The organism is Enterococcus moraviensis ATCC BAA-383 (assembly GCF_000407445.1).
GTDB classification, from domain to species: Bacteria; Bacillota; Bacilli; order Lactobacillales; family Enterococcaceae; genus Enterococcus_L; species Enterococcus_L moraviensis.
Genome location: NZ_ASWB01000002.1, coordinates 687,638 through 700,105, shown reverse-complemented (window position 1 = coordinate 700,105; position 12,468 = coordinate 687,638). Strand labels below are relative to the sequence as shown.

Here is a 12,468-nt window from a genome sequence, read left to right as displayed (position 1 = left end):
TTTTGAGTTGAAAGCACTCATTTAGCTTCGACTAAATCGCTGTTTATCTACCTAATTGGGGCAATAGACAATACATCTGTCTGATTTGTCACCCTTTCTAAATGATGCGATGGTTGTACATGATAAGCTTCTTTGTTCGTTACCACACACACGATCGTCGGATCAAGTCCAGCATCCTTGATTTTATCTAAATCAAATGTAATTAACTTCTGTCCTTTGACTACCTTATCCCCAACATTGACAAACGTTTCGAAACCATCACCGCTTAACTGCACTGTGTTTAAACCAATATGAAATAGAATTTCTGCTCCATTATTCGTTTTTAAGCCTAATGCATGTTTTGTTTCAAATACCATTGTGATCTCACCTGATTCTGGTGCGACTAAACAATTATCTTCTGGAATAATCGCAAGTCCCTCTCCGATCAAACCACTCGAAAAAACATCATCTTTCACTTCCGATAAAGAAATTACCTTGCCAGAAACAGGGCTAATTAGCTGTTCCGTATCTGCTTCAGACACGATTTCCATCCCATCAGCTTTTTCTAGAGCCACCTCATCCTTATAACTAAACAATACCGATAAGAATCCAACGACAAATGAAATTCCCAACGTAACAAACGCCCAAATTAAATTCATTGGATTTGCTTTGTCTACAAACAATGTAATACTTGCCAATCCCGGACCAACTAACGCAAATCCTTTGATTGCCATGATTCCAGCAAAACCACCACCAACTAAACTGGCAAACATCACACTATACAATACGCGTTTATTTAAGATCGTTACACCATACAATGCAGGTTCCGTAATACCAAACAACGCTGATATTCCAGCCGATACTGCAGTGGAACGTAATTTTTGATCCTTCGTCTTGATACTCACGGCAAAACAAGCCCCTGATTCAGCAATATTATGTGCCAAAGATGCTGGCAAATAGAGTAATTCAGCACCAATTTCGCTCATTGAAGAGACAGCATAGGGAATCATCGCCTTGTGCATGCCTGTCACAACCATGAATGGTAAAACGGCTGCCAATACCCCTGTCGCTACCCAGCCGAAATGAGTATACAACCAAATAATCACTGTTGAAAAAACAGTCCCTACATTGTATCCTAATGGTCCTAAAATGAGTAATGCGATTGGAACTGTAATCAATAAACTCATCATTGGAACAAAGAATATTCGAATCGGTTTTGGTGAATATTTTGTAAATACTTTTTCAATTTGCGCATAAAACAACACTGTTAAAATTGCTGGAAAAACTTGTGATGCATACGCAATATTCGTTACACCAAAGCCTAGTAAATTGGCACCTTCAGCTAACATCGTAGACATATCTGGCAAAATCAAAGCACCTACTGCCGAGACAGCTACCAATTGATTCACTTTCAATTTATTTGCTGTTGTCATTGCGACTAAAATAGGGAGAAAATATAATGGCGCCCCGCCTATCAAATTAAGAATCTGATATGTTTGGCTTTGATCACTCATCAATCCCGTTACAGACGCAAGTAATAATAATGATTTCAGAACACCGCCACCTGCGATGGCAGGAACTAAGGGTTGAAAAATAGAAATAATAAAATCAAGTATGACAGCTCCTATTTTTTGTTTTCCCTTTTGGCTATCACTTGCTGACAATTCTCCAAGAAGAGACTTCATTTCATCATAAACTTCTACAACATCATTCCCGATAATCACTTGACATTGAACATTTTGACGTACACCGATCACTCCCTCGACTTTTTCGAGTTTTTCAACATCAACAAGAGAATCATCCTTTAAGGTAAAACGTAAACGTGTTGAGCAATGTTCAAGATGAGAGACATTTTCTTTTCCGCCAATCCATTTTAAGATCGACACAGCAGTTTCTTTGTAGTTCATCACTTATTCTCCTTTATAATTAGTTACGCAAATTGGCCAAATTCTACGCAAAAAAACAGACAGAAACTAAATAAAACACTCAACAGAATCAAACTCTATCAGTTGAAAAATGCTTTATTTAGGTCCTGCCTGCATTACCAGTCACATGCCTGTTATTAATTGTCTTTATGTTAGCACAGATTTTTTGAAAACGCAACCACAAAAAAAGTTGTATTTTCATTTTTTTAATTGCTTAACTCGCATAAGAAAAAAACAACAAACGTCTACCTTTTAGGTCACTACATTTGTTGTTTATTTTTATTATCCCTTTATTTCATAGTCAACTTTTTAAAACTAAGCTGGAGGTATAAATTGGATAATTTTTTTATTAAAATGAGAATAGCCACATGCAATCGCCATAACGATTAGTAATAATTCTAATTCAAACCCACCAACGAAACCAGTTCCAGATTTCAACATAAAAATAGCTGAACCTAGTATCGCAACAAAGCCTAACGAAACTAAAGGAACTAATAAACCGATAATCATAAAAATACCACCTATTACTTCAATCAATGCAATAATTACGGGCATAAACGCTGGTAGTCCTAACCCAACGAAGAATTCTGTTGTACCGTTCATATCTGAAAATTTAGCAATTCCATGTAAGAGCATTGTAGCACCTAACATTATTCTGATTAATAAAATACTAGTGCTTGTTGCATTTTTTAGCTGCATTAATTTGTAACCTCCTTTAATTGATGGTTTATTATATCATGCAACAAGTTAACTTACAATAAGTAAGTGAATTTTTCTTGAATGGATAGACTTTTTTTACTTTGATCATCACCTAGTCTTCTAACCAACACTGAATAAATCATTCAAAAAGAAAAAGTTGACATGTCTATCTCATCGTAATCAATGTCAACTATCTTATCCTCTATTATTCACTGTTTAGTAAATTTGTCAGTTCAAATCCTGTATTCATTTTAGAATAAATCGAACAAACAACAAAAAGTTCTTTCCCTGCAAACTTCACCATCCTGTACCGTCCCGAAGATGCTGGTATATGATGATGACCATGAATAGCACCAATTATATTGTACTCTTCAAATAGCTTTTCAATTTTCGGTTCTGAGCAATGATATTCTTTATTATAAGCTGTGCTATCCGATGAAAGCATACTTAGTTCATTGAACAATGGCGCATGTGAAACAATTACAGTTGGTCTATCGTATTCATTGTTTAGTAGCTGTGTTAATGCTTTGAAGATAAATTTTTGTTGTGTCTTTTTTCGCCTCACTAATACAACTGGAATCGTCAGTCCAATATAACGAATGCCGTTATGAAGAACACTACTATTATTTAACACATTCATTTTCGGAAATCGTTTTTGAATTTCGACTGTTACACTTTCATAATAGATATGACCTCCTGTAGGTAATTTTGGCCAAGTCTCATCTGGATTTTGCATAATATCTTGGAACCACTTATTTTTGAAAAATGGGTGCCATTTTTCCCATTCCTCATTTTCCATATTCTGATTTTTTGGTAATACATCTGCTAAATCATGATTGCCAATAACATACAGTCCCTTAATGTCTTCATTGAGAACAGAAGCATCCGAAATATCACCAACCAAAATATTAAAATGATCATTCGTAAAAGCAAGTTCTCTGTCAGTAGTATGAATATCAGAAACAACATTTATTAAGTTTTTATTTTCTATTGGAAGAACATTTTCAAAATAATGTTCTAGTTCTCTAGGATCCACGCTATGAGCAACATAGTTTTTCCGAACTTCTGATAGTTCTTTACCAAATTCTGATCGTAAAAGTACCTTATTATTGGTCTGTGCAACGTGTTTATTTGCAACAATTGATTCTTCTATTGTTTGTTTAATATCTTGGGGAAGTAAAGCTAATGCAGGTTTCATATCTGTTTCTAAGGTTAAATATCTATCTGAAACAACCCTTTCTTGATTAGCTGGTTTCAATAGTTGAACACTGTTTCCGTCAGTTATTATAGGTAATGCTTGAGTCAGTTGAATGACAAACTTCAGGTATTCTGAAATATAGCCTGCGATTCCTGTTTTTTGATTTTCACTAAATAAAAATTTCCCTGCAAGATTAGCTGAAAGAGCACCTGTTTCATCATGTTGCAATAATCGTCCTAAAATTTGAATCTCGAATAAAGGATTTTCGAATATGGTATTATACGCCTCAATCACTTGAGGAGCACTCTCATCCATCTTTTTGTTCGTTACTTGGAAAATACTTAGCTTCAGATAGGTTTCTAAATTTAATTTATGAGACTCTATGTACTGACGTGCTGCTTCTGGATAAAGTAAATATTGGATAGCCGCGCGTTGTATGTAGTTTCTAGCTGTATCATATGGAATGGCTGAATAAACAAGATCGCCTCTAGAGGATATGTTTAACGAATTTGCTTTCATGTTATAGGTTAATTGGAAGTACTCATTTTTAAACACTATTTTATTCACTGAACGTCGTTTATTTTCTGGGTAAAGATCAAAACGTTTAGAAAGTTCCAAAGGTAATCGAATGTCAGTATCCGCTTTTTTCTCAATGAATAACGTATTTTTATGGTCATTTTGTGTCATTTTTTTGTCCCTCTCCCTAGTTTTTAATTAGCAACTCCTCTTTTTAGAACACAACTTATTCCTTAATAAAAGTTACTTTGTCCTCTGCAACTAAGTGGATAGATGGTACTCATTTAAATTGTATTATGGCTTATTGAACAAAGCAAATTCTTTTCAATCTATCTATTTTTACAAGTTTTTTTAACAAAATAGAGAAATCAAATGTCCAATGATTTCTAAATCAGAATACCTCTTTGTTAGATTCGTCAGTATCAATTAAAAATGCTACTTTGTAATTGTTTTAGCGGCTAAGAAAAAGCTGAGAAGATGAGATCTGCCTTACATAAATTCTTACGTATCAGCACCCATACATCTTTTAAACAAAAAAAATCAGAATCACAATTGACTCTGATTTATATTTTTCATCTTCATTAAGATACATTCTGATTGATCCATGTTTCTACTTTGTCTATTGAAATCCCTTTTTCAGGTGTCCACTCAATTTTAGAAACCAATTCCCCCTCAACAAACTTAGCGATTGTTGGTGTATAATTGACATTATACAACTGTTTGAAATTATCCCATTCCTTTTCATCTTTTCTCAACTTTGCAACATTTAAATACTTCACTTTTGCTTCTAACTTTTCCTCCACTATTAAATCAATTAGTCTAGGTTCAAACAAATTGCAGTCACTGCAGGTCGGGCGACCAATATAAACAACCAACTCATTTTCATTTGAGTAACTCTGAAAATTATCCACAGTAATGCTGTCTAAATAATCATAAATCTCAGGGTACGCTGTCTTTTTTTCTTTTTTTAGTTTAGCGATTTTTTTATCCATTGTTTTTTGATTGTTCGTATTATATATATTACCTAAAATAAATACTGACATCGATGTGATACATATTACACTTAGATACAACCACTTTTTCATTCTTTATCTCCTTCATAATATTAGGTTCTTTTTTTTAATGTATCTGATAGTTTTAGTAAACAAACAATAGTAGTCAGTTGTATAATGATGGCTACGATAAATTTGGTAAATTTGCCATGAAATGAAAAGTAATGCCAACTCTCAATAAGATTTAATGGGAAATAATTATCTGGGATTATTTGAGCGATGCCAAATGAAATACCTAATAAAAGCAATAGCACACTTAAAATAATTGACGGCTGTGAAAAAAGTGTATCTGCCAATTTTATACAGCATATAAATACAATTATTCCTAAAATACCCAAGAAAATTCCTTTAGTCAAATACACTTTTAAAGGAATAACTAGATACTGATTATTGGAAACAACAACGATAGGAAAATCAGCACTTCCCATTCCAGAATAGATTGTACCCACTAAAAAAGCAATGATACTCGAAGTAAGTAGTATGACGCAACTTATACTGATTGCTAGATACAATTTTGAGTATTCAATCGCCTTTCTTTTGATAGGTAAGGTATACAATAAACTTATTCCACTATTTTTTTCACCACTCCATAAATCCATAAACAGCAAGATAATTACACCCATTCCTAAAAAACTAAAGCTATTTTTCAAGAACGTTAGTAGAAATAAAAAGCCAGTAGTCCCTTTCTCATCAAAGGACTCATCTATGTTCTGTGATTGTAATATTTTGAGTCGTTTCAATTGTGTAATGATCGCCTTGTTTTCCCATAACGCAATACCATGTTCTTTTTCCAGAGACAGCATCTGTTTGAATAAAATGATTTGATAGGGATAACTTTTTATATACTGATTATTTTTTTTTAACGTAACTACTATGTTTAAGTTGTCTGCAATGTCACTTAATAAATTAAGCTGTTTTGTTTCCTCCTTACCAAGTCCTTGACCATCCGATAAAGTCAAAATATTCTGTGTCGCAACATTGTAAAATGAAACGGTCTGTCGAATATCTTTTTTCCTTAATTCATTTTGCCGAATGATGGTTTGGAAAAAAGTTGCTCCTAAAAAAAACACGATCAAGGAAAAAATAAAAAGATTCTTCTTTTCTTTTAAAAATTTTTTAAGCTCAAAAATAAATAGTTTTTTATTCATCGTCAATCTCCATTAATTAAGTAAATAAACTAAAATAAGCTGCTTCGGTTTTACTTATTTTCTGGATACAATCATAAATAAGCACATCGTTAGACTGGCAAATTTCCTCAAGTTTCTCTTTTTGACATTCATTTAATGTAAAAAGAAATTCCACAGAATTTTTTGATTGCCAAAAAAAGCCGTTTTTAGTTAATTCAGTCTCTATTTTTCGTATATCGCTTAGGAAATAAAAATAATCAACAGGAACATCTATTTCGGTATTTCTAATTAATTTTTGGTCATGTAAAAAAAGAATATTACTAGTCAATTTTTCAATTTCATATAAATTATGCGAGGAAATAATTATGCTTACTCCCTTATTAAACAATTCCGTCATAATTTCTCTAAAAAGCTTGACACTACTTGGATCCAATCCATTTAAAGGCTCATCCAACAATAGTAACTGAGGTTGACTGATTAATGCGATTGCCAATAACAAATGTTGCTTCATACCTAGAGAATACTTTTTAACTCGTTTATCAAGATAGTGACTCATTCCTAGACGATCACAGATTTCTATTATTTCTTGTTGTTCAACATTATGACAAGCTGCGACAAACGCTAAATGTTCTCTAGCTGTTAAATTATCATACAGTACACGATTGTCTTGTAAATATGCTAGATGCTCAAAAATTTTTTCATTCGTATTTTTTTCTGAAAAAATCATTATCTCACCGTGATCAGGTTTTTCTAAATTTGAAATTATATTAAATAATGTTGTTTTTCCATATCCATTCGGTGCAACAAGGCCAATAATTTGCGGTTCTTTTAATTCAAAATCAATATCATCTAAAACTTGATGGTCACCAAATGATTTTGACACTTGTATTAATTGAAGAATCATATGCTCTCCCTCCTATAAAACTATTAAATGATACTTTTTCGTTTGAGTAATAGATTTAAACCTATAAATAAGAGAAAACTTGATATCAACAGTACAATCAGTCCTGTAGTGAAATTTATTGTCGGATTTTCAAGTACAGTAGCTACATTATTTCCTAAATAATAGTTTAGATTTTCAACAACCATTTCGTATTCTACATTAACATATGCTTCTGTGCTAAAATATGCTGGCGTAAAATCTTTCCCAACAAAAATGTTCGAGGCTTCTAAATAAACAAAAGGATTAAACGGTGCTAATTGCCGAAAATATGGTAAAAGACTGAGTTTATTCATAGCAAATAAAAAGGAACAAGTACAAATTAAGGAAAGCAACGAACGTTTCATAAACAAAGTGAAAACTCCATAACATAAAAAAACAAACAATAAGACACAGATAAATAAAAAAGAAACTTGCAGCCAGTAGCTCGAAGCAGGTAGAAAAAAACTAGAATGCATTGGTGAGATCAATGGATAATTTAGCTGTCCTACTCCTCCAACAATTGTTGCCAATCCAAATGAAAAGAATATGCTTCCACAAAAAAATACTATGACATGGATCATTGTCACGTTTAAACTATGCAAAAGATAAGAGCGTTTATCCGTAATTGTAGTAAACATCAAGCGGATAGTTTGTCTTTCATAATCAGATGAAAGGAAATCACCAAATAAAAATAGAAATAGAAAAATGCCTAAAAAAGAGGTTAAAAAATAGAGAATTGAGGTTAAAAAACTACTCCCATCATTCCCATAGCGTGAAGATTCAAGTAAAAGATTTTGTTTATTTAATTGCTCGATTTGTTTTACCTTATTATCAGCATAGATAGTTGGCGGGAATTCATCTTCATCTAAAGTATCTTTTATTTCAACTGGTAAGGCAGCTAAATATGTGAGATAATTTGAAGCCGTTTTTTTCTCGATAAGCTGAAAGTCTCCTATCTTACGGTCTCTCCAATTTTGTAAATAATCATTTCGTAATCTAAAAGCAGCCAGCGTATTTACGGAATCACCAGAAAACTGTTCTTCAATAATCGTTTTTTCTGCATGGATGTTACCGATATATAGTTTTTCCTCCATTTCTTGTGTTACTAATTCGTGTTCTTGCTCGATTTTTTTATCGTTATATACGAAAAAAGAAAAAATCATTACGATGTAAATACAGATAATAGCTATGTTTTTCTTATCTCTCCAAAAATTCAAAACTTTAACTTGGGATATATTCATTGTTGGCTCCTTTAAGAATTATAAGCACAAATGTAAGAATCTTAAATAATCTTACATTTATGCTCAATTAAAGAATAATAACATTTGAATAAGTTTAAAATCTCATTACTCTTAATTGTGGACTTTTTATGCATTTTAAATAAGTATACCTTTATTCCTAGACTATGGTGCTACTTGACATATATGATTTTTTTTAGATTTATGAATGATTTTAGCACCTTTTTGGTTACAACCACTCCAGTTTAATCCGCAAGTTCCACAACGTAAACCAGCTACTACTTCTTTCTTTTCTTCAATTGATAATTTTTTCATTGTACATTCCTCCTATTTTTTTATTGCATAAAAAGTCTTTTTATTCAAACATGTTAAACATGTGGAATAACAGTTTTTATTGATTTTTGAGCAGGAAATCTTTGATTTTTTTTTCAGATTCTCCAGAAAATACGAATCTTTTACTAATTTTCCCATCTTCAAATAAAAGTAATGTTGGTACCACTTCTATTCCAAATTCAGTAATTACTTTTTTATTACTTTTGATTGATGTATCAGTATGGAATATTCTGGGATAGTCAATATCTTTACTTGCAGCAATTAACAAAGGTGTAAATTCTTTGCAACCAGAACAATCATCAAAACCAAAGTAAGCAAAATAAACTTCTTTATTTTCATTTTTCTTTTGAATACTTTCAAAACTCAGCTCATCAAAGTAAGCCATCCCTACTTCTGAAGAATTAGCTTCATGCTCATGAGGAAGCAGTAAGTCTGTCAGACAAATAGTCATTGCTACAAACATAATAACAACAGAAAGATATAAAAAAGCGGTCTTTTTTTTCATAGCGTCTCTCCTATAAGTTAATTTGTTTATCACAAATATCAAAAAGTTTAGGATCATGTGAAATGAGCACAATGATTTTATTTTCTTCTTTTAAAGAAATCAATGTATCGTACAATATTCGCCTAGACTCTCTATCTAAATTTCCAGTTGGTTCATCAAAAATGTAAATATTCGCTTGCTTATTTAAACAGCGTTCTAAGAGGAGCTTTTGCCGTTCGCCAATTGAAAGGTTCTGTCCATTAAACAAAACTAGCTGATTATCGCTCAGAGCACTATCAAAGAACCGTTTTGCCTCAATTTTTTCATTGTGGAATACAGTATTAAAAGTAATATTATTCCCTAGGCTACCTGTGTATAGATGTTGATTAGGCGAATAAACGCTTGCTTGTTCGCTTACATTAATCTGCTCAACACTCGTCAGATTAATTTGCTCATTTATGAGCAAAGATCCTTGGTCAAAATCTCTAACACCAGCAATAATTTCTGCTAAGGTAGATTTTCCCGAACCATTTTCACCAAAAATACCTGTAATTTCACCTTTATTCAACGTAAAAGAAAAATCTTTGAAAATCTCTCTATTTTTTTCGTAGGCAAAATAGATATGTTTGTATTCTAATTTTTGAATTTTAGGCAATTGCGCTTTTTCTGACTTCGCAGACGTGATAGAAGCATCGATGACTAAATTGGTCATTTCTTTGATATAATCAGTGCCTATTACAGAACGCTTGTAATACAACCAGCTATTGATGATTTCTTCAAAACTAGAAACGATAATGAAAAAGACATAAAAACCGGCTGCGATCATATAAATATTTTTTTCCTCAATGATCATAAAATACGTAATCGTTAACAAAACTAGAATCATCAAACTACCCATAGTTTTTGAGATCCCTGCTAACTTACTTTCAAACATTCCAGTGTTTAATTTTGCTGTTGCATATTCATCAAATAAATCATTTAATTTCTTTTTTGCACGCGTCTCATTATTAAATAGAATAATATCATTAGATGATTGAATGTATTCTTCAATCGTTTTTGTCAATGCATTAAATTTTGAAATGTAATATTTTTCATTGTTGCTTAATTGACGTATCTTTGTGTTCATAATCACAAATGTTGAACCAAATAAAATCAAAAATAAAATGGACAAGGGGAGTGAAACAAAAGTTAATACAGTAAACAAGACAATAACATACGCACTATCTACGAATAAAAACAACCTAGACAAAACACCGTTGGTACTTTCTAAAAGATTCCATAAATAACCTATAGCATTGTTATAGTTATTTTGTAGATCAAACCCAAAATTAGCATCAAAATATCTATTAATCATGATCTGTTGCGTCATATTATCCATTTTTATACGCAGTTCATTGTTCCTTTGTATCAACATATAGGAGGTTACTGAGAATGAAACAAAAAAGAGTAAATAGATTAGATTCATAAACCCATCCATGTGGAAATTATTATTAAATAATTGTTGGATAATGAAATAATATATTAACGGTATAACTAATTGAATTCCTGTGATAAAACAAACTTCTACCCTCATTTTTTTAGGAATATTCTGAAGGAGAATCCGATAGAGGCTTTGTTGCTTCTCATTTTTTTCAGATTCGAAAACGCCTACATTTTCAATACAAATCACATAACCAAGGAATATCTTTTCCAATTCTTCTAATGATAGTTCACAAATATCAGGTAATTTGGGATCTGAAATGATTGCAGAATTTTTCTTGATTTCATGGCAAACAATATAGTGATTCAAGCCTTCGTTCTCTACTACTAAAATACATTCATTTTTAATCGTTTTTAATTCGTTTATTTTTTCTATGAAGTATGACTCCGCTTCGATATTGAATTTCTTTAGTTCACTCTCCACATCAAAAATAGAATAGCCGTCAGAAGTTAACTCAATATCTGAAAATAGATAGTTAAAACAATTATTGTTCCTGTATTTTTGTAAAATAGTTTTCACAACTGCAGATCCACAATCATTTTCTACATTTTGCATATTATGATAATAATCAACCAATCGAACACCTCCCACAACTAAATGAATACCATTTATTATATATTACAATAAAAAAATTTATTTGTACATACCTTTTATACTTTATGTAGAAAAAATATTTGAAAAAGGATTTCTCAATGAGAAATCCTTTTAGCTTTACATCGATCTAACATAGATCACTATGAGATCCAGTTCTTGTCAAAACTAATACAAGTTGATTGTGATCTATTTGATAAATTAACAACCAATCTGGCGTAATAAGACATTCTCGAAACCCTACATAATTTCCAGTCAATTTATGATCTTTATATCTTTCAGGAAGTGATTTTTGATTTTGAAGTAATGTAACAACTTTTTCAAATTCAGAAATCAGTTTCCTTTGTTTCACAATTTTCTTATAATCTTTTTTAAATCTTGATGTATAAAAAATCTCAAGCATTCAAATCCTCCATTAAATCCTTAACAGAAGCAAATCCTCCGTGTAACTTATTGCTTTTCACATCGTTTAAGGCTTCTAAGGTATCTTTGTTCGCTTTTCGAATTTCAAAAGGAATTGCTTGCTCTGTCACTGCTTGTTTTAAAAATACATTGATAGCACTTGTCATATTCAAGCCTAATTCATTAAAAAGTTGTTCTGCTTGTTCTTTCAAATCTTCATCAACTGAAATATGAATTGGTTTTTTTTAACTGTCGGCATTCTTTATCCCTCTTTTCGATTCTTTTTCTATATTATACCAATTAACAACATTTTAGCAACATGTTAACAACAAAAAACTAGGAACACATATATAAGAGTTCCTAGTTTTCGACTAAAATTTCTTTAATAATAAATCTTGCATCCGTGTAATTATACTCTATTATTATTTTAGTCACTCTACTTTTTACCATATAATATTAGGATCAAGAATATTATATTCCCGCCAACCCTTCAGCTTCTTCAACAAGTCCTTGTAATTCTTC

Annotated in this window: 12 protein-coding genes; all 12 read right to left on the bottom strand. The window is 31.6% G+C overall.

The window, feature by feature from the left end:
- Positions 1-47: 47 nt before the first annotated feature.
- Positions 48-1,886, bottom strand: a complete 1,839-nt coding sequence (locus I586_RS09275) for a beta-glucoside-specific PTS transporter subunit IIABC (protein WP_010765398.1) — start codon at positions 1,884-1,886, stop codon at positions 48-50.
- 333 nt (positions 1,887-2,219) lie between these two features.
- Positions 2,220-2,603, bottom strand: a complete 384-nt coding sequence (locus tag I586_RS09270) for a DoxX family protein (protein WP_010765399.1) — start codon at positions 2,601-2,603, stop codon at positions 2,220-2,222.
- A 205-nt stretch (positions 2,604-2,808) separates the two neighbouring features.
- Positions 2,809-4,488, bottom strand: coding sequence for a metallophosphoesterase family protein (locus I586_RS09265; RefSeq protein WP_010765400.1), 1,680 nt, complete (start codon positions 4,486-4,488; stop codon positions 2,809-2,811).
- A gap of 410 nt (positions 4,489-4,898) precedes the next feature.
- Positions 4,899-5,402 carry a thioredoxin family protein gene (locus I586_RS09260; protein ID WP_010765401.1) on the bottom strand — a complete coding sequence of 168 codons (504 nt, stop codon included), beginning with the start codon at positions 5,400-5,402 and terminating at the stop codon, positions 4,899-4,901.
- Between the two features lie 20 nt (positions 5,403-5,422).
- On the bottom strand, positions 5,423-6,517 hold the full coding sequence (locus I586_RS09255; RefSeq protein ID WP_010765402.1) for an ABC transporter permease: 1,095 nt from the start codon (positions 6,515-6,517) through the stop codon (positions 5,423-5,425).
- Positions 6,518-6,533: 16 nt separating this feature from the next.
- Positions 6,534-7,400, bottom strand: a complete 867-nt coding sequence (locus I586_RS09250; protein WP_010765403.1) for an ABC transporter ATP-binding protein — start codon at positions 7,398-7,400, stop codon at positions 6,534-6,536.
- A gap of 23 nt (positions 7,401-7,423) precedes the next feature.
- Positions 7,424-8,659 carry a hypothetical protein gene (locus I586_RS09245; protein WP_010765404.1) on the bottom strand — a complete coding sequence of 412 codons (1,236 nt, stop codon included), beginning with the start codon at positions 8,657-8,659 and terminating at the stop codon, positions 7,424-7,426.
- Between the two features lie 162 nt (positions 8,660-8,821).
- Positions 8,822-8,971 carry a hypothetical protein gene (locus I586_RS17245; protein ID WP_010765405.1) on the bottom strand — a complete coding sequence of 50 codons (150 nt, stop codon included), beginning with the start codon at positions 8,969-8,971 and terminating at the stop codon, positions 8,822-8,824.
- Positions 8,972-9,047: 76 nt separating this feature from the next.
- On the bottom strand, positions 9,048-9,494 hold the full coding sequence (locus I586_RS09240; RefSeq protein WP_010765406.1) for a thioredoxin family protein: 447 nt from the start codon (positions 9,492-9,494) through the stop codon (positions 9,048-9,050).
- A gap of 10 nt (positions 9,495-9,504) precedes the next feature.
- On the bottom strand, positions 9,505-11,529 hold the full coding sequence (locus I586_RS09235) for an ATP-binding cassette domain-containing protein (protein ID WP_010765407.1): 2,025 nt from the start codon (positions 11,527-11,529) through the stop codon (positions 9,505-9,507).
- 145 nt (positions 11,530-11,674) lie between these two features.
- A complete protein-coding gene (locus I586_RS09230) occupies positions 11,675-11,947 on the bottom strand; it encodes a type II toxin-antitoxin system RelE/ParE family toxin (protein ID WP_010765408.1) in 273 nt (90 codons plus the stop codon).
- On the bottom strand, positions 11,940-12,176 hold the full coding sequence (locus I586_RS09225) for a type II toxin-antitoxin system RelB/DinJ family antitoxin (RefSeq protein WP_482167948.1): 237 nt from the start codon (positions 12,174-12,176) through the stop codon (positions 11,940-11,942). Before I586_RS09225 ends, I586_RS09230 begins: the two co-directional genes overlap by 8 nt.
- Positions 12,177-12,468: the final 292 nt, after the last annotated feature.

What these genes read in the sequence shown, in the direction of transcription:
- I586_RS09275 (WP_010765398.1), bottom strand. Translation starts at nt 1,886, where the DNA reads ATGAACTACAAAGAAACTGCTGTGTCGATCTTAAAATGGATTGGCGGA.
- I586_RS09270 (WP_010765399.1), bottom strand. Translation starts at nt 2,603, where the DNA reads ATGCAGCTAAAAAATGCAACAAGCACTAGTATTTTATTAATCAGAATA.
- I586_RS09265 (WP_010765400.1), bottom strand. Translation starts at nt 4,488, where the DNA reads ATGACACAAAATGACCATAAAAATACGTTATTCATTGAGAAAAAAGCG.
- I586_RS09260 (WP_010765401.1), bottom strand. Translation starts at nt 5,402, where the DNA reads ATGAAAAAGTGGTTGTATCTAAGTGTAATATGTATCACATCGATGTCA.
- I586_RS09255 (WP_010765402.1), bottom strand. Translation starts at nt 6,517, where the DNA reads ATGAATAAAAAACTATTTATTTTTGAGCTTAAAAAATTTTTAAAAGAA.
- I586_RS09250 (WP_010765403.1), bottom strand. Translation starts at nt 7,400, where the DNA reads ATGATTCTTCAATTAATACAAGTGTCAAAATCATTTGGTGACCATCAA.
- I586_RS09245 (WP_010765404.1), bottom strand. Translation starts at nt 8,659, where the DNA reads ATGAATATATCCCAAGTTAAAGTTTTGAATTTTTGGAGAGATAAGAAA.
- I586_RS17245 (WP_010765405.1), bottom strand. Translation starts at nt 8,971, where the DNA reads ATGAAAAAATTATCAATTGAAGAAAAGAAAGAAGTAGTAGCTGGTTTA.
- I586_RS09240 (WP_010765406.1), bottom strand. Translation starts at nt 9,494, where the DNA reads ATGAAAAAAAAGACCGCTTTTTTATATCTTTCTGTTGTTATTATGTTT.
- I586_RS09230 (WP_010765408.1), bottom strand. Translation starts at nt 11,947, where the DNA reads ATGCTTGAGATTTTTTATACATCAAGATTTAAAAAAGATTATAAGAAA.